The sequence below is a fragment of the Gordonia jacobaea genome, assembly GCF_001186365.1.
Lineage (GTDB): Bacteria > Actinomycetota > Actinomycetes > Mycobacteriales > Mycobacteriaceae > Gordonia > Gordonia jacobaea.
In genome coordinates, this window is the sequence record NZ_LDTZ01000017.1 from 133,646 (window position 1) to 154,998 (window position 21,353).

The 21,353-nt window shown below is 66.2% G+C and carries 18 protein-coding genes and 3 tRNA genes; 11 read left to right on the top strand and 10 right to left on the bottom strand.

What is annotated here, in order from left to right:
- Positions 1-90: 90 nt before the first annotated feature.
- Positions 91-176, bottom strand: a tRNA-Leu gene (locus tag ABW18_RS11780).
- A 377-nt stretch (positions 177-553) separates the two neighbouring features.
- Here ABW18_RS11780 and ABW18_RS11785 point away from each other — a divergent pair.
- From ABW18_RS11785 to pknB, 7 genes are all read left to right on the top strand, one after another.
- Positions 554-1,813 carry a DUF3662 and FHA domain-containing protein gene (locus ABW18_RS11785; protein ID WP_049699169.1) on the top strand — a complete coding sequence of 420 codons (1,260 nt, stop codon included), beginning with the start codon at positions 554-556 and terminating at the stop codon, positions 1,811-1,813.
- A 202-nt stretch (positions 1,814-2,015) separates the two neighbouring features.
- On the top strand, positions 2,016-2,480 hold the full coding sequence (locus tag ABW18_RS11790) for an FHA domain-containing protein FhaB/FipA (RefSeq protein WP_049699170.1): 465 nt from the start codon (positions 2,016-2,018) through the stop codon (positions 2,478-2,480).
- On the top strand, positions 2,477-3,994 hold the full coding sequence (locus ABW18_RS11795) for a PP2C family protein-serine/threonine phosphatase (protein WP_049699171.1): 1,518 nt from the start codon (positions 2,477-2,479) through the stop codon (positions 3,992-3,994). The genes ABW18_RS11790 and ABW18_RS11795 overlap by 4 nt, the downstream gene beginning before the upstream one ends.
- Entirely contained in the window at positions 3,995-5,434 is a 1,440-nt protein-coding gene (locus ABW18_RS11800) for an FtsW/RodA/SpoVE family cell cycle protein (RefSeq protein WP_049699172.1), read from the top strand.
- Complete coding sequence (locus tag ABW18_RS11805; protein WP_049699173.1) at positions 5,431-6,933, top strand: peptidoglycan D,D-transpeptidase FtsI family protein; 1,503 nt, start codon at positions 5,431-5,433, stop codon at positions 6,931-6,933. Before ABW18_RS11800 ends, ABW18_RS11805 begins: the two co-directional genes overlap by 4 nt.
- A complete protein-coding gene (locus tag ABW18_RS11810) occupies positions 6,930-8,396 on the top strand; it encodes a protein kinase domain-containing protein (protein ID WP_049699174.1) in 1,467 nt (488 codons plus the stop codon). Before ABW18_RS11805 ends, ABW18_RS11810 begins: the two co-directional genes overlap by 4 nt.
- Positions 8,393-10,342, top strand: a complete 1,950-nt coding sequence (pknB, locus tag ABW18_RS11815) for a Stk1 family PASTA domain-containing Ser/Thr kinase (RefSeq protein WP_049699175.1) — start codon at positions 8,393-8,395, stop codon at positions 10,340-10,342. The genes ABW18_RS11810 and pknB overlap by 4 nt, the downstream gene beginning before the upstream one ends.
- A 45-nt stretch (positions 10,343-10,387) precedes the next feature.
- Here the strand turns inward: pknB and ABW18_RS11820 are convergent, their stop codons facing one another.
- The gene (locus tag ABW18_RS11820) at positions 10,388-11,095 is read right to left on the bottom strand and encodes an aminodeoxychorismate/anthranilate synthase component II (RefSeq protein WP_049699444.1); all 708 of its coding nucleotides are present in this window, start codon (positions 11,093-11,095) and stop codon (positions 10,388-10,390) included.
- 428 nt (positions 11,096-11,523) lie between these two features.
- Between ABW18_RS11820 and crgA the strand changes: the two genes are divergently transcribed.
- Both crgA and ABW18_RS11830 read left to right on the top strand, forming a co-directional pair.
- Positions 11,524-11,814: a cell division protein CrgA gene (gene crgA, locus ABW18_RS11825; RefSeq protein WP_005205869.1), complete on the top strand. Its 291-nt coding sequence runs from the start codon at positions 11,524-11,526 to the stop codon at positions 11,812-11,814.
- A gap of 79 nt (positions 11,815-11,893) precedes the next feature.
- Complete coding sequence (locus ABW18_RS11830; RefSeq protein WP_049699176.1) at positions 11,894-12,379, top strand: hypothetical protein; 486 nt, start codon at positions 11,894-11,896, stop codon at positions 12,377-12,379.
- Between the two features lie 127 nt (positions 12,380-12,506).
- Here ABW18_RS11830 and ABW18_RS11835 read toward each other — a convergent pair whose 3' ends face one another.
- The 3 genes from ABW18_RS11835 to ABW18_RS22905 form a co-directional block, all read right to left on the bottom strand.
- Positions 12,507-13,211 (bottom strand): rhomboid family intramembrane serine protease, encoded by a 705-nt coding sequence (locus ABW18_RS11835; RefSeq protein ID WP_049699177.1) that lies wholly within the window; start codon positions 13,209-13,211, stop codon positions 12,507-12,509.
- Between the two features lie 197 nt (positions 13,212-13,408).
- A complete protein-coding gene (locus tag ABW18_RS11840) occupies positions 13,409-13,939 on the bottom strand; it encodes a peptidylprolyl isomerase (protein ID WP_082937800.1) in 531 nt (176 codons plus the stop codon).
- Positions 13,940-13,964: 25 nt separating this feature from the next.
- On the bottom strand, positions 13,965-14,510 hold the full coding sequence (locus ABW18_RS22905) for a hypothetical protein (RefSeq protein ID WP_049699178.1): 546 nt from the start codon (positions 14,508-14,510) through the stop codon (positions 13,965-13,967).
- Positions 14,511-15,147: 637 nt separating this feature from the next.
- On the opposite strand from ABW18_RS22905, the gene ABW18_RS11850 reads away from it, so the two are divergent.
- The gene (locus ABW18_RS11850) at positions 15,148-15,507 is read left to right on the top strand and encodes a DUF4190 domain-containing protein (RefSeq protein ID WP_235434377.1); all 360 of its coding nucleotides are present in this window, start codon (positions 15,148-15,150) and stop codon (positions 15,505-15,507) included.
- A gap of 179 nt (positions 15,508-15,686) precedes the next feature.
- Entirely contained in the window at positions 15,687-16,460 is a 774-nt protein-coding gene (locus ABW18_RS11855; RefSeq protein WP_200903256.1) for a cutinase family protein, read from the top strand.
- 15 nt (positions 16,461-16,475) lie between these two features.
- Here ABW18_RS11855 and ABW18_RS11860 read toward each other — a convergent pair whose 3' ends face one another.
- The 5 genes from ABW18_RS11860 to gyrA all read right to left on the bottom strand — a co-directional run bounded on the left by ABW18_RS11860 (position 16,476) and on the right by gyrA (position 21,347).
- Positions 16,476-16,901: a DUF1622 domain-containing protein gene (locus ABW18_RS11860; protein ID WP_049699179.1), complete on the bottom strand. Its 426-nt coding sequence runs from the start codon at positions 16,899-16,901 to the stop codon at positions 16,476-16,478.
- A gap of 424 nt (positions 16,902-17,325) precedes the next feature.
- Positions 17,326-17,398 (bottom strand) — tRNA-Ala (locus tag ABW18_RS11865).
- Between the two features lie 61 nt (positions 17,399-17,459).
- A tRNA-Ile gene (locus ABW18_RS11870) sits at positions 17,460-17,533 on the bottom strand.
- A 161-nt stretch (positions 17,534-17,694) separates the two neighbouring features.
- Positions 17,695-18,717, bottom strand: a complete 1,023-nt coding sequence (locus tag ABW18_RS11875) for a DUF3566 domain-containing protein (protein ID WP_053117454.1) — start codon at positions 18,715-18,717, stop codon at positions 17,695-17,697.
- Between the two features lie 143 nt (positions 18,718-18,860).
- Positions 18,861-21,347 (bottom strand): DNA gyrase subunit A, encoded by a 2,487-nt coding sequence (gene gyrA / locus ABW18_RS11880; protein ID WP_049699181.1) that lies wholly within the window; start codon positions 21,345-21,347, stop codon positions 18,861-18,863.
- Positions 21,348-21,353: the final 6 nt, after the last annotated feature.

Consider the following 21,353-nt stretch of genomic DNA (forward strand, 5'->3'; position numbering starts at 1 on the left):
CCGAACAGCGACCTCCCACGTACACAAAAACAGAGGTCAAACCGGATTCACCAGCTTGACCCCTGCAGCAAATTTGCGATGAACTGCTCGTGGTGGGCGAAGGGGGACTTGAACCCCCACGTCCCGAAGGACACTGGCACCTGAAGCCAGCGCGTCTGCCATTCCGCCACTCGCCCGTGGCCGCCGAATTCGGCGGGCATGTCGTCGAACTGGGTAGCTCGACGACTGGAGAACGATAGCAACAATGCGGCGCCGATGTAAAACTCGGGCGGGCGGGTGGTCTCGACGGGCTCGACCAGCGGCGGTAGCGCTCGACCAGCGGGGGTTGGCTCGATTAGCGGCGTGGTGGTCTCGACAAGCTCGACCAGCGGGGCCAAGGCTCGGGCAGCGAGTGGTCTCGACAAGCTCGACCAGCGCGATCAAGCCCGACCCTGAAGTCATAGTTGAAGCTGCGGCGGTTGATCTGAGACGGTGTTAGCCGTAAGTATCGGTATCATCAATCAAGGTCACTTGCACGACGACACGCCACCAGGGCTGCGAAGGGAGGTCGACGATGGGAATCCTGCAACGATTCGAGCGCAAGCTCGAGGGGGCCGTCGACGACGGCTTTGCGCGCGTTTTTGGTGGTCAGGTTGCTCCGCAGGAGATCGAGAACGGCCTGCAGCGCGAGGCCGAGGAGTCGCTGGAGAGCCTCGGCGACGGCACGGTGCTGGCGGCGAACAGCTACTCGTTGTTGTTCAGCCCGACCGACCACCAGCACATCGCCACTGAGTACGAGTTGAACCGCAAGACCTTCTCCAAGCACCTGGAAAACTTCATCGCCGACAACGGATGGCAGACGTATGGAAAGGTCGTCGTAGAGTTCGACCAATCGCCGTCGTTGCACACCGGTATCTTCCGTGCCCGTGGTCGGGTCGATCCGGATGCGAGCCCGCGTCCGGTCGGATCCGCTACAGGCGCGGGTAACGATGCTTCAGAACCACCGCGGGCCGCACGTGGTCGGCCCCCGGGGCCGCGAGCCCAGCCGCCGACTTCCGGTCCGCCCCCACAACCACACGCACCACAACAAGTAGGAGTCCCAGCCATGACGCAGAATCCCGGTTACGACCAGCGGCGAGGCGCAGAACCCGCTTACGACGACGCCCGGGGCTACGGCCAGGGCCAGCAGGAACACGGCCAGGAGTACGCCCAGCAGGGCTACGACTACCAGCAGGGCGGCTACGGACAGGGCTACGAGCAGGCTCCCGGCTACGGCCAGCAGGGCGGCTACTACCCGGCGCAGGGCCAGCAGCCCGGCTACGGATACGAGCAGGGCTACGAGCAGCAGGGTTACGGACAGCAGCCCGGCTACGACCAGGGCTACGCACAGCAGCCCGGCTACGGCCAGCAGGACTACGACTACGCCCAGGGCTACCCGCAGCAGGGTTACGACCAGGGCTACGGCCAGCAGGGCTACGAGCAGGGTTACGCACAGCAGCCCGGCTACGGATATGACCAGGGCTACGGACACCCCGGTGGCTACGCACCCGCCGCGATCACGCTGCTCCTCGAAGACGGCAGCAACCGCACATTCCAGTTGCGTGAGGGCTCCAACGTCATCGGTCGCGGCCAGGACGCGCAGTTCCGCCTCCCCGACACCGGCGTCTCGCGTCGCCACGTCGAGATCCGCTGGGACGGCAGCACCGCCATGCTCACCGACCTCAACTCCACCAACGGCACGACCGTCAACGACGTCCAGGTCAACAGCTGGGAGCTCGCCGACGGCGACCGCATTCGCATCGGTCATTCGGACATCACCGTCCGGTTCCAGTAAGACCGGCTGCACCTGCCAGTTAGCCGAATCGGCGCCCGTGGCATCGTCTGATGACGCCGGGCGTCGATACACAACTGTCACTTTCGAATGACGGTGATCGGGACTCTGGCCCATAAGATGCAGTCGGGATCCGTTGTCGCGCGCGAAGCGTCGGCACACGGACGTACTTTGTAGTGACGGATGCGTGGGAGGTGAGGACTAGATGCAGGGCTTGGTTCTGCAGTTGACCCGTATCGGGTTTCTGGTCCTCCTCTGGTTGTTCGTCTACGCGGTCATCCGCACCCTCCGTGCCGACATCGCCACAGCGTCGGGCTCGCCTCTCTCCCGCTACACCGGGGCCGACCGTCGTCGTCGAAAAGCCGCGACGGCCAAGGGGTCGGCGCGCTACCTGGTCGTCACGCACGGCGCACTCGCGAATACGCGCATCACACTGGGTCAGCAGCCAGTCCTGATCGGCCGAGCCGACGATTCGACGCTGGTCCTCACCGACGACTACGCCTCCGAGCGCCACGCACGGCTCTCGCGCCGCGGCGACGACTGGTACGTCGAAGACCTCGGTTCGACGAACGGCACCTACCTCGACCGTTCGAAGGTGACCACAGCCGTGCGCGTCCCGTTGAGCACGCCGATCCGTATCGGTAAGACCGTGATCGAGTTGCGCCCGTGACACTGGTGTTGCGCTACATCGCGCGGAGCGATCGTGGGTTGGTCCGCGCGAACAACGAGGACTCGTTCTACGCCGGCCCTCGACTGCTCGCACTCGCCGACGGTATGGGCGGACACGCGGCAGGCGAAGTGGCCAGCCAGTTGGTCATCCAGGCACTGCGCACACTCGACGACGACGAGCCCGGCGGCGATCTGCTCGCCGCACTCGACCGCGCGACCCACCGCGGCAACGCGGCCATCGCCGCACAGGTCGAACGCTCGCCCGACCTCGACGGCATGGGCACGACGCTGACCGCGATCCTGTTCGCGGGCAGCAGGATCGGGCTTGCGCACATCGGCGACTCGCGCGGCTACCTCTTCCGCGACGGCGAGCTGACCCAGATCACGCGCGACGACACGTTCGTCCAGACCCTTGTCGACGAAGGTCGCATCACCGCCGAACAGGCGCACACCCATCCGCAGCGCTCCCTCATCATGCGCGCGTTGACCGGTACAGAGGTCGAGCCAACACTCACGATCCGCGAGGCACGCGCGGGCGATCGGTACCTGCTGTGCAGCGACGGCCTCTCCGACGTCGTGAGCGAGGAGACCATCTCCGAGACGCTCGGCTCCATCGACGACGAGAAGGAATGCGCCGACCGCCTCATCGAACTCGCACTGCGCGGCGGCGGCCCCGACAATGTCAGCGTCGTGCTCGCCGACGTCGTCGACACGCAGTACGGCGAGTCGCGACCCATCGTCGGCGGTGCGGCGGGCGACGACTCCGAGCAGAACTACACGCCCGATCCCAAGACCGCTGCAGGTAGAGCCGCAGCACTGCGTCCACCGGCGGCCGCACCCCAGCGCCCGACGATCCTCACCGATGACGACAACGAACCCGCGCAGCGTCGAAGTCGTTGGGGCCGTTGGATATTCGCAGGCATTGTGGCGCTGGTCATCGCGGCACTGATCGCTGGCTTCTTCTTGACGCGCGGACTGTTGCGCAGCACGTATTACGTCGGCGAGGACAACGGCAAGGTCACCATCTTCCAGGGCTCGCCCGACAAGATCCTCTTCTTCTCGTCGAGCAAGGCGTCGGAGAAGGTCTGCGTCACCAACGTCGCGACCGACGCCCCGACCGTCAGTTTCCAGTCGGTCGACAGCAAGGACGAGTGCCGCCAGCTGAGCCTCTCCGACCTCGACTCGGCGAGCGTGAACACCGTGCGCACGTTCGGGGTGAGCAAAGTCGACCTCGACGACGCCCGCAACCGGGTGCGTCGACTCACCTTCCTGCCCCTATGCCAACCCGCGCCGAGCACCACCGAGCCCGCCCCGGCGCCGGGTGCGACACCCGGAGCCCCGACACCCGGCACCCCGCCTCCCGCGAGCCCCGCTCCGAACACCGCACTCCCCGCGCGGTTCACACTGCCGCCGGTCGCCGAGCCGTCGAGTCCGGCACCGTCGTCGACGCCCGCCCCCTCCGCCTCGACGCCTGCGCAGCCTCAGTTCGACGACGGACCGTGTCGGGAACCGTAGATGTCGCAGCCGTCGAATCCGCAAGCGCAGCACGCGCCGCCGCGTGAACCGGCCCGCCAGACCGGGCGCACCGTCGAGATGATCCTGTTGATCTTCGCGATCGGTGTGGTGACGATCGCCTTGATCATCGTGCAGGCCGCGCAGGGTCAATCGTTGACGTGGGATCTTCTCAAGTACGTCGCCGCCTACACGGTGCTGTTCGCGATCGCGCACCTCGTCGTACGGCGGTACGCGCCCCACGCCGATCCGGTGCTGCTGCCAATTGTGGCCGCGCTCAACGGAATCGGGCTCGTGCTGATCCACCGCCTCGACCTCGGGTCGGGTCCGCGCGGCGAAGAGATCAGCCCGACCGAGCAGACCAACAACGCCGATCAGCAGCTGTTATGGGCGCTGCTCGGCATCATCGCGTTCGCAATGATCCTGATCTTCATCCGCGATCACCGGACGCTCTCGCGCTACGCGTACACACTCGGCCTCGGCGGCGTGATCTTCCTGGCGATCCCGGCGATCCTGCCGTCGTCGATGTCGGAGATCAACGGGTCGAAGAACTGGATTCGCACCCCGCTCTTCAACATTCAGCCCGGCGAGTTCTCCAAGATCCTGATCATCATCTTCACCGCGGCGTTGCTGGTCTCCAAGCGCGACCTGTTCACGACGGCGGGCAAGCACTTCCTCGGCATGGACCTGCCGCGCGCACGCGACCTCGGACCACTGCTGATCGCGTGGCTGGTGACCATCGGCATCTTCGCCCTCGAGAACGACCTCGGTGGCCCGCTGCTGATCTTCTCGACGATCCTCGCGATGCTCTACGTCGCCACCGGCAGAGCGGGCTGGGTGGCGATCGGCGTCACGCTTTTCGTCGCGGGAGCGGTACTCGCGTACCAGTTGTTCCCACATCTGCAGGTGCGCGTTCAGGTGTGGCAAGACCCCTTCGCCACCTTCGACACCACCGGTTATCAAGTGGGACAGAGCCTCTTCGGGCTCGCGACCGGCGGGCTGTTCGGCACCGGACTCGGCTCCGGCCGGCCCAATATCGTTCCGTTCGCCAATACCGACTTCATCATCGCGACCATCGGTGAGGAGCTCGGCCTTGTCGGGCTCACTGCCGTGATGATGCTCTACCTGATCTTCGTGATGCGCGGTCTGCGCACAGGCGTCGCAGTCCGCGACAGCTTCGGCAAACTGCTGGCAACCGGCCTCTCGTTCACGATGGCCGTGCAGATCTTCGTCGTCGTCGGTGGCGTCACAAAGCTCATCCCGCTGACCGGTCTCACGACGCCGTTCGTGTCGTACGGCGGGTCGTCGTTGCTGGCGAACTACATACTTCTCGCGCTACTGATCCGCGTGTCCAACGCCGCGCGCGAACCCGACCCGACGAAGCGTCGGCCCACGCCGAAGCCCATCGAGTCGCTGCCGACACAGGCGGTGCGGCAACCATGAACGCTCCGATCCGCCGGGTGTCGATGGTGGTCATCGTGATGATCATCGTGTTGCTCGCCAACGCCACCTACGTTCAGGTCTTCAAGGCCGACGCCCTGAAATCCGACCCGCGCAACAACCGCGTGCTGCTCGACGAGTACTCGCGCCAGCGCGGTGCGATCACCGCTGGCGGCGAGGTCGTTGCGGTGTCGGTGCCCACGGACAGCAGGCTGAAGTTCCTGCGCAGCTACCCACCCGAGGGTGCCGAGGCGTTCGCGCCGGTGACCGGCTACTTCTCGTACCAGTACGGCAGCACCGAGGTCGAGCGCTACGAGAACTCGTTTCTCTCCGGAAGCGACGACCGGCTCTTCGGGCAGCGCTTCACCGACATGTTCTCCGGGCGGGATCCGCGCGGCGGCAACGTCGTGACGACGATCAATCCCCGTCTGCAGCGTGTGGCCTACAACCAGATGCGCAACGGCTGCAGCGGCGGTTGTCGCGGTGCGGTCGTCGCGATAGCGCCGAACACGGGCAAGATCCTCGCGATGGTGTCGACGCCCAGCTACGACCCGAACAAGCTCGCCAGCCACGACCAGTCGGTGCGCGAGACGGCCTGGTCGTCGTGGAACGACCCCAACGGTTCGGAGCCGATGCTCAACCGCGCGATCAACCAGCTCTACCCGCCGGGGTCCACGTTCAAGGTGGTCACCTCGGCGGCGGCGCTGCGGGCAGGGGTGTCGCCCGACGTGCGCCTCACCGCGGCGTCGCAGTTCCCGCTGCCCGACACCACGATCTCGCTACCCAACTACGGCGGCGAGACATGCCCGGAATCGTCCGGCGGCACTGTCTCGATGGTCACGGCGTTGAAGTACTCGTGCAATACCGCTTTCGCCGACCTCGTGACGAACAAGATGCCCAACGCGACGTCGAACTTCAAAGACACCGCTCGACGCTTCGGCCTCGACGAAGCCGGACCGGAGATTCCGATGCCGGTCGCGCAATCGACCGTCGGCGAGATCCCCGACCGTGCCGCGCTGGCGCAGTCGGCGATCGGACAGCGTGACGTGCGCCTGACCCCGCTGGAGAACGCGATGATCGCAGCGACCGTCGCCAACGGTGGGGTGCGGATGCAGCCCTATCTGGTGGATAAACTGCAATCGGCAGATCTGCGCACGCTGAGCACAACTCAGCCGACAACGATTAACGAACCGATCACCTCCGACCAGGCGGCCACGCTGACCAGCATGATGGTCGAGTCGGAACGGGCAACCGCGGGAGCGGGCGGTCCGGTGTCGATCGCGTCGAAGACCGGCACGGCCGAGCACTCCGACACGAGCGCAGGTGGCGACTCGGAGACCCCGTACTCCTGGTACATCGCGTTCGGACCGTCGTCGAATCCGCAGATCGCTGTCGCCGTGATCGTGGAGAACGGCGACTACGGTGTGAACTCGGTCGGCGGAACCGTCGCCGCACCGATTGGACGAGCTGTGATCAACTCACTGGTGGGAGGTGGACGATGAGCCTGCAGAACGGCACGATCATCGCCGACCGTTATCGCCTGATCCGGCTCATCGCGACCGGCGGCATGGGACAGGTCTGGGAGGCCGTCGACACGCGACTGAACCGTCGTGTCGCGGTCAAGGTGCTCAAGGCCGAGTATTCCGACGATCCCGAGTTCACCGCTCGCTTCCGCACCGAGGCGCAGACGACGGCCAAGCTGAACAACCCCGGCATCGCGAACGTCTTCGACTACGGCGAAACGCCCGACCGCGCAGGCGGCGGTCCGCTCGCCTATCTGGTGATGGAACTCGTCGACGGCGAGCCGCTGAACTCAGTGATCTCACGGCTCGGACGGCTGTCGCTGACCAACACGCTCGACATGCTCGAGCAGACCGGCCGCGCGCTGCAGGCCGCGCACACCGCAGGCCTCGTGCACCGCGACGTCAAGCCCGGCAACATCCTCATCACACCCGCGGGCCAGGTGAAGATCACCGACTTCGGCATCGCGAAGGCGGTCGACGCCGCACCGGTCACCCAGACCGGCATGGTCATGGGCACGGCCCAGTACATCTCGCCCGAACAGGCCACCGGTGACGAGGCGACGGCGGCGTCGGACGTCTATTCGCTCGGCGTCGTCGGATACGAGGCGCTGACGGGGCGTCGACCATTCCTCGGTGATGGCGCGATCACCGTCGCGATGAAGCACATCCGCGAGACCCCGCCGCCGCTGCCTGCGAACGTGCCTGCGTCGGTGCGCGAGCTGATCGACATCACGTTGTCGAAGGATCCCAAGCAGCGTTATGCCAACGGTGGCGAGTTCGCCGACGCCGTGGCCGCGGTGCGTGCGGGACGTCGACCTCCTACCCCTGGCGGCGCCGGAGCCATCGGTGCTGCCGGAGCCGCTGCGGCGGGAGCCGCAGGTGGAGCCGCGCTCGCACGCGGAACCGGCGCGACCCGCGCGATGACGAGCGGTGTGCCGCCCACGGGAACCGCACGCAGCGCGACGCAGGGAACCGGTCGGGCTCCGACGGCATACGGCCAGACCTCATATCCGCAGACCTCGTACCACCAAACCTCGTACCCGCAGACCGGCTCGACGCCTCCGTCGAACAACAACAACGGGTGGACCACCGGCCAGAAGGTGCTCGCGGGTATCGCGGGAGTGCTGCTGCTCGGCGCCATCGGACTGATCGGCTTCTGGCTGGCGAACCTGGATTCGGGATCGTCGGAGACGCCGACGCCGTCGACGACGGTCACACAGACCACGACCGCTGTCCCGACCACTGCCGAACAGCAAGAACCTGAGACGACGACCCGCGAGCAGACCACGACGACGCGTCGTCCGACCACCACCGAGCGACCGACGACCGAAGAAGAGACGACCCAACAGGAAACCGAGGAGCCGACCACGACCGATGGCGACTCCGGTGCACCCACCGTGACCGGACAGTTCTGTCCGCCCTTCTGTCTGCCGAGCCGATGACAGCGACCCCGCACCATCTCTCCGACCGCTACGAACTGGGCGAGACGCTCGGTTTCGGAGGGATGTCGGAGGTGCACTTCGCTCGCGACCTGCTGCTCAACAGGGACGTCGCGATCAAGGTGCTGCGCGCCGATCTCGCACGTGATCCGTCGTTCTACCTCCGCTTCCGACGCGAGGCGCAGAACGCCGCGAAGCTCAATCACCCGACGATCGTCCAGGTGTTCGACACCGGCGAATCCGAGACACCCGACGGGCCGCTGCCGTTCATCGTGATGGAGTACGTCGACGGCGAGACACTGCGAGATGTGTTGCGTGCCAACGGTCCGGTGTCTCCGCGGCAGGCCATGACGTGGATGGCCGACGTCGCCGCGGCCATGGACTTCAGCCACCGCAACGGGATCGTGCACCGCGACATGAAGCCCGCCAACGTCATGATCGACAAGGCCGGCGCGGTCAAGGTGATGGACTTCGGCATCGCCAGAGCAATCAGCGACTCGACGTCGACGATGACGCAGACGTCGACCGTGATGGGCACCGCCCAGTACCTCTCGCCGGAGCAGGCGCGCGGCATCAAGGTCGATCCGCGCAGTGACATCTACTCGATGGGCTGCGTGCTGTTCGAGTTGATGACCGGCGAACCGCCGTTCACGGGTGATTCGCCCGTCGCCGTCGCCCATCAGCACGTTCACGAGGACCCGCCCTGGCCGTCGTCGATCCGACCGGAGATCCCACGCGAGCTCGACTCCGTGGTGCTCAAGGCGATGAGCAAGAACAAGGAGAACCGGTATCAGTCCGCCGCCGAACTGCGCGCCGACCTGATCCGCGTGCTCGCGGGCGGCCGCCCGTCGGCCCCGCTGCTGCTGACCGACGAGGATCGTACGGAGTTCCTCGACACCGGTCCTCGACGCGCGGCGCGCGGCTCGGACGGTGGCGGCACCGGGGGTGGTGGCGGCGACGGCTCCGGCGGTTCGGACGGCAACGCTCCTCGACGCTCCAGTGACAACACCCCTATTCGACGCCGGTCCCGCGGACTGGTCCTGGGATCGGCCGCGCTCGTGGTGCTGCTGCTGGCAGGACTATTGCTGTGGTGGGCCCCGTGGGCGTCGGAGAGTGCGCGGCAGATCGCGGTGCCATCGGTGAGTGGACTGTCGTCGCAAGACGCCGAGAGCAACCTGCTGCGTGCGGGATTCAAGGTCAAACAGCTCCAGGAACCGAGCCTCGACGTCAAGGCCGGGACGGCCACCAGGTCGGCGCCGGGCGCGAACGTGCTGGCACCCGACGGCTCCGAGGTGACGCTGTACGTGTCCTCCGGGCCTCCACGGCACCAGATGCCGTCGATGCAGGGCAAGACACCGGAGGAGGCGACCGACGCGCTGAAGGTGCTCGGATTCACCAACATCCGGACCGACGAGGTCGATTCGACGGCGGCACTCGACGGCAAGGTCGTGAGCACGACACCCGCGTCCGGAACCAACGCCGCGGTCAACAGCCCCGTCGTGCTGCACGTCGGGTCAGGGCCTCGTCAGGTGACCGTGCGCGACGTCGTCGGTATGCGTGAGGACCAGGCCCGCACGCTGCTCGAGCAGTCGAATCTGAAGATGGTGGTCGTGCAGGGCGACTCTGATCGGCCTGTCGGCGAGATCATCAGCTCGTCCCCGTCCGCCGGAACATCGGTGGACGAGGGCAGCACGGTTCAGGTGACGGTCTCGCGCGGCAACCAGTTCACGATGCCCGACCTGCGCGGTCAGACACCCGAGCAGGCACGCTCGACGCTGCAGTCGCGCGGATGGTCGGACTCGACGCTCACACAGTCGACGAAGGGCGTGCCGCTGGGCAGTCCGGACATCGGCAAGATCGTCGACCAGCAGCCTGCCGCGGGCTCACAACTGAGCCGCAACGACGCTGTCACCGTGACCGTCGGGCAGCTCAGCCTGTTGCCGAACTAGGGCTCGAGCGGTCGGTTCCTGCAGGGGTCGGCCCAGGCTCGCCCGTCAGCCCAGCGCGGCGGCCATCTCCTGTTCGAGCGCGTCGACCAGACCGGCGTCGACCTTGATGCCCGCGACGGCGAGCCAGTTGGCCAGCATCCGATGTCCGCCCTGGGTCAGCACGCTCTCCGGGTGGAACTGGACCCCGTGGATGGGCAGGTCGCGGTGACGCATGGCCATGACGATGCCGGTGTCGGTGCGCCCGGTCACGACGAGTTCGTCGGGGATGGTCTCGGGGAGCACAGTGAGCGAGTGATAGCGCGTCGCGGTGAAGGGATCCGGTAGTCCGGCCAGGACGCCGTCGTCGTCGTGGATGACCTGCGACGTCTTGCCGTGCAGGAGTTCCGGTGCGCGGTCGACTGTAGCGCCGAAGGCTGCGCCGATCGCCTGATGTCCGAGGCAGACCCCGAGCAGCGGGATTTCGTCCGACGCCGCGAGCCGCACGAGCGGGATGGTCGCGCCCGCGCGCTGTGGAGTGCCCGGGCCGGGGCTGAGCAGTACGGCGTCGAATCCTTCGACAGCTCGACGCAGTGATTCCGTGGTGAACTCGCCGTCGGCGTCGGAGAGGACCGGATCGTCGTTGCGCCAGACGGTGACGTCGAGGCCGGCGGGGCCGCCTAATTGACCCGCGGCGGAGCCGCCCAATTGACCGAGGTATTGGACCAGGTTGTAGACGAAGCTGTCGTAGTTGTCGATGACGAGCACGCGGCCCAGGGGCTGCGCGGATTCGTCGACGGCGGGCGTATTCACAGGCTCAGGTTACTCGGGGCGTCGCGGGGTGGTCTCGACAAGCTCGACCAGCGGGGGTGGCTCGACCAGCGGGTGCAGCTCGGGTGGGAGGTCTCGACAGGCTCGACCAGCGGGGGCGGCTCGACCAGCGGGTGGTCCTTCCCGCTGATTGAGCCGGCCGCGAGCGAAGCGAGCAGCCGAGTCGAAATCACCAGCGGGGGCCGTCGACCAGCGGGTGGGTCCATCCCGCTGATTGAGCCGGCCGCGAGCGAAGCGAGCAGCCGAGTCGAAATCACCAGCGGGGCCTCGACAAGCCCGACCAGTGGGGCAGCTCGACCAGCGAGCGGGGTCGGTCGCGGCGACCAGGTGAGATACCGTGTAAGGCGAGTGATCTGCACCCAACAGAGGAAGTCATGCCGAAGTCTAAAGTCCGGAAGAAGACCGATTACACGATCAACCCGGCGTCGCGCACGCCGGTCAAGGTCAAGACCGGTCCCTCCAGCAGCATCTACGTGGGCGTCATGCTCGGTCTGATGCTCCTCGGCCTCGCATGGCTGATCGTCTACTACCTCGCTGCGAGCTCAACCACCTACGGCGGCGAGGGCCAGGTTCTCCACTGGATGGCCAACCTCGGATCGTGGAACTTCCTGATCGGCTTCGCCCTGATGGTCGTCGGCCTTCTGATGACCATGAGATGGCGCTGACCTGCGACAACAGGCTCGGACAATCATCCACAGCCGTTAATCACATGTGTGTAATTCATCCCCACTGTGAGTAACTGCTGTGGATAACCGTTCCGACTTGTCCACAGGCGAATGGTCGACGCCGCGACCTGCTGCCGCCGCACTGCTGGTCGGCGGCCTACTTCTTGTGATCCTTGGCGTGATCGCGGCGTCGGATCCCGCCGGCATGGTCCTGATGGTCGTCGCAGGCGTGCTGCTGCTGGCGTTCGGCGCGTACGCGTGGGCGATTCGACCGCGCCTCGCCGTCAGTCCCGGACCAGTCCTGCACATCCGGACGCTATCGGGCACGCGTGACTGCACGCCCGCGCAGATCGATCAGATCAAGGTGCTCAACATCCGCCGCATCGGACGTCGTAGTGGGCAACTCGAGATCGACGTGATCCCCGACGACGCCGCCCCGACAGATCAATCGGACGGTCTACGACTCGACACCAAGCTCTACGTCTTCGGCCGCTGGGATCTCGGCGCCGCACCCTCCGACGTCGCGGTGCAGTTGCGTCAGGCCGGGTTCGACGTCGACGGCTGACCCATCTCGAACACCGTCGAACTACGTCGCGCGAGGCCGAATTACATGTGTGTAATTCATCCCCACTGTGGGTAACTCCTGTGGACAACTAACTGAGCTATCGATTGCAGGTGTCGTGGAAGCCTGCTCAGAGCAGACCCGACCTCGAACTTCCGGCGATGATGCCGAGCGCGATCGCAACGACGAGCAGCACGATCAGCGCGATCCACCCCACTCGCGAAGCGTTGTGCTGGGTACGCGACTCGTCCGGCAGAAGCCGAGCTGGAAGGTAGATGACGGCGGCCGTCGCGGCGGCACCGAAGACAAGACCACCCATGTGGGCGGCCAGCGAGATCCCGGGCATCGTCACCGAGAAGACCAGGTTGATCACGATGATCGTGATGACTCCGGTCGGGGAAATTCGGGCCTTGAGGACGATCACGAGCATTGCGCCCATGAGTCCGTAGATCGCGCCGGAGGCGCCGGCACTGCGTACGTTGCCCGCCTCGAACAGCATCACCGCGGCGCTGCCGCCGAAAAGCGCGATGAAGTAGACCATCAGGAAGCGACTGTGTCCGAGCGCGGTCTCGAGGTCACGGCCGAGGATGTAGAGCGAAATCACGTTCAGCGCGATGTGCATCACGGTGAAGTGGAGAAAACCTGCGGTGAGAAGTCGCCAGTACTCGCCGTTGGCGACGTCGGCTCTGACGAGGTCGCCGTGCTGGAAGAGAGGCGCGAGCCCGGCGTCGAACGACTTTGCCTGGATCACGCAGAGCGCGAAGATCACCACGTTGACGGCGATCAGCGCATAGGTGCCGATCGGGGTATTGCGCGTAGCCGTCGGCGTCGAGATCTGTGCGGTTCCGACGCTCGACGCCGCGCGCCGTGATCCGTCGTCGCCGCGACATTCGACGCAGTGTTGCCCGACGGCGGCCGGGGTGAGGCACTCCGGACACGCCGAACGCCCGCACCTGCTGCAAGAGAGCAGGGTCGGGCGATCGGGGTGCCGGTAGCAGACCTGCGACGCGCGCGTCGGTTGCTGCGGTGTGTTCAGTTGATCTCGATCTTCTCGATGACGACCGGGTCGAGCGGGCGGTCGGCGCGGTCGGTGGACGTCGTCGCAATAGCGTCGACAACCTGCTGCGATGCGGGATCGGTCACCTCACCGAAGATGGTGTGGCGACGATTGAGGTGCGGGGTGGGGCCCACGGTGATGAAGAACTGCGATCCGTTGGTTCCCGGTCCGGCGTTTGCCATCGCGAGGAGGTACGGACGGTCGAAGGAGAGCTCCGGGTGGAACTCGTCCTCGAAGCGGTATCCGGGGCCACCGCGGCCGGTGCCCGTCGGATCGCCGCCCTGGATCATGAAGCCCTCGATGACACGGTGGAACACCGAGCCGTCGAAGAACGGTCCGGAGTTGCCTCCGGAAGCGTTGGGCTCGCTGTACTCCTTGCTGCCATCGGCGAGGCCGGTGAAGTTGGCAACGGTCTTGGGTGCGTGATTTCCGAACAGGTCGACAACGATGTCACCGCGGTTGGTGTGGATGGTCGCGGTCTGCGTTTCAATACTCACGCCCTCCATACAACCACCTCAGCGCCAGTAGGTGTCAGAAGTGGCATCCGCCCGCAGCGAACTGGCACGCTGTGCACATGCAGAAGAAGCAGGTGCTCGCCATCGCAGGGGGACTCGCGCTGGTATCGGCCGTCGCGGCAGCCGTCGTCGTCGTACTTCGTCGGAGTCGGCAGGAGCCGCCGCCGATCTCCGCAACGGTTCCTCGGATCGATGAATTGCCGACGACGATCACCGCTGGCCCCGAGGCCGGATAGCCCGTCGGGAAGGTCACGTAGTCGACGGTCCATGCGATCTCGGGACACCGGTGCAGGTAATTTGGACCCGTGAACTCCGACGACACCCGAGCCGACGACGCCGACAGCGAGTCGGGCGTGAACCGAGCATCGGGGTGGTCTCCCCTGTCGAAGGACGACGTACCGGCTGCCAACAGGCCATCGCAGCCGACAACAGACTCGGAATCACGACCCGCGCGTGACACCGTGGCCCCGGCCTCCGCGCCGTGGGAGCGCGCGAACGGACCGTCATCGGGCTGGTCGGTGCGTCCGGACGCGCGCGGCGGCTCGCCGTCGGGCCGCGACAACGGACCTATCCAGCGCGACAGCGGGCCTGCCCCGCGCGAGAACGGCCCTGCACCGCGCGACGGCGGCCAAGTCCCGCGGAACGTCGGACCCGCGTCGCGGAACGTCGGGCCTGGCCCTCGCGACGGGGGCCCTGCCCTGCGCAGCAACCCGCGCGACCAGCACGGAACGGGTCCCGGCCCGGCCGGCGCCAACCCCACGTTTACCGGGAACAGGCCGCCGCCCCCGCGTCCCGCCACGGGGAACGGCCCGGCACCCTCACAGGGCAACAGGCCGCTTCCACCAAACACCGGTCCGCGACCGGGATGGCAGGTCGGCGCCCCGCCGCAACGCCCGCCAGCACCCGGCGCGCAGCCCGGCCCGGGAACCGGACAGTCGTCGGGAAGGCCGTCGGGACAGGGACCCGTGCCGCCGCAACGCCCAGGGGCGCCGGTGCCACCGCCGGGACGGAGGGCTCCGATCGGCGCGCCGGGAGGTCCTCCCCCGCGCGCCGGTGATCCGGTCGGAAGAACGGGCACGACGCCGCCACCGAAAGAAAGTCTGTCCGGCGCAAGCGAATACGCACGGAGCGGAGAACGGGTGTTCGTCCCGCCCCGTCGCGACGTCCCCGCCAACACGCCTTCGCGTGACGCTCCACCGGTGGGCCCGGCCGAGACGTCGGCGACGCAGGCATACTCGGCTGTGAAAGAACCGTCGAACCGAAAAGGCATCGGTTCCCGCGTCGAAGACCAGGAGGAGCCCGTGGCACCGCCTCGGACTGCAGCACCGGCATCGTCGACGACGACGATGAACCGCACGGCGATCTGGGCATTCGTGTTGTCGCTACTAGGTATCACGTCGCCGATCGGCATCTATCTCGGCTACCGCGCACGCGATGAGATCCGCTCCCGACCCCAGTACGGCATGCCGTTCGCGACGGCAGCGATCCGCCTCGGCTGGGTGTGGGTCGCAGTGGCCATCGTGGCGCTGCTCGTCTACTTGTTCATCTTCGTCTTCTGACGGGCTGCCTGTTGGCGTAGTCGGTCTCCTACCGGCGCGCAAATTGATTCCGCGGATTCGTGAATAGGTGTGCACTGAGGCCCATCCGAGTGGCCACAATGGACGAATACCCTGAGTACTCTCGTCCACAGTCGGCTGTGATCGACGTCTGCCGGCGCACGACTCCGCAAAGGAACTCCATGCCGAAGCTCGCCTTTTCGCGTCCACGCTCCGGGCGTGACCGTCGCATCTCGCCTCTGAACAGTGCCGCCCGTCGGATGGCGCTCCTTGCGGGTTCGCTCGTCGTCGCTGCCGGCGGTGTCCTCGCCGCAGCGCCACACGCATCTGCGGCGTCGTGCCCAGACGTCGAGGTGGTGTTCGCTCGTGGAACGGCCGAAACGGCGCCGCCGGTCGGGCTCACGGGATTGTCCTTTGCGCAGGCACTGAGGGCGCAGCTACCAGGCAAGTCGGTGGCGGTTTACGGCGTCGACTACCCCGCCAGCAACAACTTCAACAACCGCGTGGCGTTTGTCCGCAACGTGGTTGCAGGCATCACAGATGCGCAGGATCACATCAAGGCCACCGCGGCGCGATGCCCGAACACAGGAATCGTTCTCGGCGGCTACTCCCAGGGCGGCGCGGTTGCGGCCTACGCAGCAAACAGCGGAATCGCCGTTCCGGCGCGCTATGCCGAGTACGCGTCGCAGGCCCCCAAGGCCATGCCTGCCGAGGTGGAACCCCGCGTCAAAGCCGTCGTGCTCTTCGCTCCCCCGTCGGACCGCTGGATCCGCGACGTCGGGGCACCTGAGATGAACGTCGGACCGCGGTACAAGCCCAAGACCGTCACCTACTGCATCCCGGGCGACGTCGTGTGCGACGGCGCTCCAGTGGGTCAGCCGAACGGTCTGCACGTGCTGTACGCCGTGAACGGCATGAACGTCCAGGCCGCGCAGTACGCGGCAGCGCGGCTGTAGTCGACGCGGCTGTAGTCAGTCGTTGGTAGCGCGTGACGCGGTCTGTGCGGCCGCGTCGCGCGCTATTTCTCTGCCGGCCAGGGAAGCGCCACTCGTCAGCAGTGCACGCTTCCACGGGACGACGCCCTCGATCTCGATCTGAATCGACATCGACAGCACAGTTCGAATCAAGACGATGATCCCGAGGATCAGCGCGTCCTCGATCGACGGCTTGGACGTGATCGTGCGGATCAAGTCCGCTGCCACGAGCACCTCGAGGCCAAGCAGGATCGCCGCACCGAGGGTGTTGCGCAGCGTCGAATAGGCGGTTTGGCCGCCCTCGCCTCGTTTGAGAGCTCGACCGGCCAGCACCAGCGACATGATGAACCCGAGGACCATCGTCAACGCACCGATCGCCTCGAACGCCACAGCGACCCCGGAGAAGACTTCCTCGATGTGCATGTGGAGAGAGTACGCAGCGCAGCGTCGCCGCGACGGCGCATCGAGGCGTGTTGTGAGGTGTAGGTCGTGAGTCGGCCTGGGGCCTGCGGGTGCGCGTTACGGTTGTTCGCCTGTGTCGTGGTGGCTTCGGCGTCTTCCGGTTGTTTCTGCGCGACGCTGCGGGCGGGGCGGCTTATCGCCATTTCGGCGGCCTACGGACAGTCCGCGAGAAGCCGAAACTAGGGGAAACTCGAGGAAAGGTACGTGGACCCGCGGAAAGATTCTTTCCCCTAGTTTCTGCGCTGCGGGTGGACTCTTCCGCGAGAAACTGCGCCGAGAGACCGCATACTGCCGGACACGACGTCGGAGCCTTACGAGGGGATGTGGCCGACGCGCTATGCGCGGTCCGAGTGGCGGACAAGAGCGGCCGTGAAGTACTTGCTTGTGGAGCCTAGGAGATTCGAACTCCTGACATCTGCCTTGCAAAGGCAGCGCTCTACCAACTGAGCTAAGGCCCCGTGCCGGGCGTCGAGAACGACCGACGGGTTGCGAAACGGGCTGACGAACAACCACTCGCAGTGGGCCTAGGAGGACTTGAACCTCCGACCTCTTCGTTATCAGCGAAGCGCTCTAACCGCCTGAGCTATAGGCCCGTGAACCGAGGATTGAGGTTACCCGACGAGGTCGTCAACAACCAAAACGGCTGGTCAGAGGTGGTCTCGACAAGCTCGACCAACGGGGGTCAACTCGACCAGCGGGTGAGGCTCGACCAGCGGGTTCGGCTCGGCTCGACCAGCGAGGTCGGCTCGACCAGCTAGTCCAGATCCCCCAGCGTGACCTCGGCGCCGCCGACGAGGTCGGCGCACAGGTTGTAGATGTACGCGCCGATGGTGGCGATGGCGGTCAGGAGGATCGCGTTGATCGCGCCGAGCAGCACGGCGTAGCCGAAGATCGTGCCTGCGCCGATCACGTCGCCCTCGCTCGACGACCCGTCAGCGGTGACGAGCGTGCCGAACGAACTGTTGATCTGGTCCCAGACGCCCATGCCGTCGAGGACCAGGTACAGCACGGCCACGGCGATCATCCAGATGAAGAATCCGACGACGGCGAGTACAGCGGAGATCTTAAACGTCGCCCACGGATCGATCCGGCGGATCTGCACAGCGGCACGCAGCGCGGTCGCAGGACCGACCTGAGCCGGTGCCGAGCGCGGAGCCGCCACAGGAGCTACCTCAGCGGACTGGCGGACCTCTGCGGTGTGGTGGATCTGGTCGAGGTCGGGCAGTTGCTCGTCCTCGGAGGGGTCACGCACGATCGTCCGCGTAGGTGACTCGACGAATCCGGTACGCGCACCCGAGCCGCCTCCCACAGGCGTCGACGACGGGGCTGGACGAGACGGACCGTCCGTGCGGGCGGGACTGTCGAGTTTGGTGACCGGCGCCTGTCCACCGGCCGGTTCGGACGTCACCATGCCCCGCGGAGGCGGGCCGCCCTTTCCGCTTGGCGGCGGGCCGCTGGTCCCATTCGGCGGCGGACCAGCTTTGCCGTTCTGCTGCGGGCCGCCCTGAGGCGCCGGGCCGTTCTGGCCGTTAGGGGCCTGCGGCGGCACGCCACCGCGCTGCCACGGCGGCACGAGGCCACCCTGCTTGGGAGCCCCGACCGGGTTCGGATTCTTCTGCTGCATCGGGTGGGTCACCTGGTCTGACCCTGAAGTTTGAGCACCCGAAGGACCCGGACCGGACGACCGCGCCGGACCCCCGGAGTTACCGGAGTCGGTTGGGCCCGAGGGCCGGCCGGTCGTCGACTTCTTGTCGTCCGGGTCGTTCGGTGTGCTCACTCGTGTTCCCTCACTCCATAACGCGTGCACTCCCAGCCACAACGACGCGGGCTGGCGTTGCACACCACACTAACGGTTGAACCGCTCCCACTGGCTGAAGCGACCGCCGTGGGGTCGGGACTGTTGCGCCGAGGCCCTTGGGGCTACTCGGCAGCCTCGACGTCGGGCTCGTCGGCGTTGCGTGCGATGGCGATCAGGGTGGTTCCCTCGTCGAGGTTCATCAGACGGACACCCTTGGTCTGGCGCCCGGCCTTGCGGACCTGTTTGGCGGCCGTGCGGATGACTCCGCCGCCCGAGGTGATCGCGTACAGCTCCGAATCGTCGTCGACGATGATCGCGCCGATGAGTTCGCCGCGCCTGCGGTCGTGCTGAATGGTCAGCACGCCCTTGCCGCCGCGACCCTGAACCGGGTAGTCGTCCATCGGAGTGCGCTTGGCGTAGCCGCCCGACGTCGCGACCAGGAGGTAGGTGCCCTCACGCACGACGTTGAGCGACAGCAGCTCGTCGTCGCCGTTGAAGCGCATGCCCTGGACGCCGGAAGTCTGACGTCCCATCGGGCGCAGCGTCTCGTCGTCGGCGTGGAACCGGATCGACTGGCCCTTCTGCGAGACGAGCAGCAGGTCGTCGTCGGAGCTGCACAGCTGCGCGCCGACCAGTTCGTCTTCGCCGCGAAGGTTGATCGCCGCGATTCCGCCGGAGCGGTTGGAGTCGAAGTCTTCGAGCTTGGACTTCTTCACCAGGCCGTTGCGCGTGGCGAGCACCAGGTACGGCGCATCCTGATAGGTCTTGAGCTGGATGACCTGAGCGATCCGCTCCTCCGGCTGGAAGGCCAGCAGGTTGGCGACGTGCTGGCCGCGCGCGGTGCGGTTGGCCTCGGGAAGCTCGTACGCCTTGGCCCGGTAGACCCGACCCTTGGTGGTGAAGAACAGGATCCAGTCGTGGGTGGAGCTCACGAAGAAGTGCTTGACGATGTCGTCCTGCTTGAGGCCTGCACCCTGCACACCCTTGCCGCCACGTCGCTGACTGCGGTACAGGTCGGTCTTCGTGCGCTTGGCGTAGCCGGTCTCGGTGATGGTGACGACGACGTCCTCGCGCGCGATGAGATCCTCGTCGGCGACGTCGCCGTCTGCCGCGATGATCTTCGTTCGACGCTCATCGCCGAACTTCTCGACGACCACCTTGAGCTCGTCGCGCACGATGGCGCGCTGACGCTCGGGCTTCTCGAGGATGTCCTTGAGGTCGGCGATCTCGAGCTCGATCTCGGCCAACTCGTCGACGATCTTCTGGCGCTCGAGTGCCGACAGACGACGCAGCTGCATCGCAAGAATGGCGTCGGCCTGGATCTCGTCGATGTCGAGGAGACCGATGAGGCCCTGTCGCGCCGCGTCGGTGTTAGCCGACGCACGGATCAATGCGATCACTTCGTCAAGTGCGTCAAGGGCTTTCACGAGACCGCGCAGGATGTGCGCGCGCTCTTCGGCCTTGCGCAACCTGTACCGCGTACGACGCACGATGACGTCGATCTGGTGCGCGACGTAGTAGCGGATCATCTGGTCGAGACGCAGGGTGCGCGGCACGCCGTCGACGATCGACAGCATGTTGGCGCCAAAACTGGTCTGCAACTGGCTGTGCTTGTAGAGGTTGTTCAGCACGACCTTGGCGACGGCGTCGCGACGCAGGGTCACGACGATGCGCATGCCGTCGCGATCGGAGGACTGATCCTCGATTCGACTGATGCCCTTGAGTTTTCCCTCGTTGACCTGTTCAGCGATCGACGCGATCAGGTTGTCGGGGTTGACCTGGTACGGCAGCTCGGTGACGACGAGGGTGGTGGTGCCCTTGTTCTCCTCGATGTCGACGACGCTTCGCATACGGATGCTGCCGCGGCCCGTCGTGTAGGCATCGCGGATGCCCTGACTGCCGACAATCAGTGCGGCCGTGGGGAAGTCGGGTCCCTTGATGGCCTCCATACATGCCGCGAGCATGGTTTCCTCGTCGGCTTCGGGATTCTCCAGAGCCCAAAAGACCGCGTCGGCAACCTCATTGAGGTTGTGCGGCGGGATGTTGGTGGCCATACCGACCGCGATACCGCCCGACCCGTTGATCAACAGGTTGGGGATACGTGCGGGCAGAACCGTCGGCTCGTTGGTCTTGCCGTCGTAGTTGGGCGTGAAATCGACTGTCTCTTCGTCGATGTCGCGCAACATCTCCATCGCGAGGGGCGTGAGGCGTGCCTCGGTGTAACGCATGGCGGCCGCGCCGTCGTTGCCGCGCGAACCGAAGTTGCCCTGACCGTCGATCAGCGGGTACCGCATCGACCACGGCTGCGCGAGGCGCACCAGCGCGTCGTAGATCGCGCTGTCGCCGTGGGGATGGTAGTTACCCATCGTCTCCGCAACGGGTTTCGCGGATTTCACGTAGCCGCGGTCGGGGCGGAACCCGGCGTCGTAGGACGCGTAGAGAAGTCGACGGTGCACGGGCTTCAGTCCGTCGCGCACCTCGGGTAGCGCGCGACCGACGATGACGCTCATCGCGTAGTCGATGTAGCTGTTCTGCATCTCCTGGCCGAGATCGACCGGTTCGATGCGATCGCCCGCTCCCCCGTTTGGCGGGAGTGTGGTGTCAGTCATCAGTAT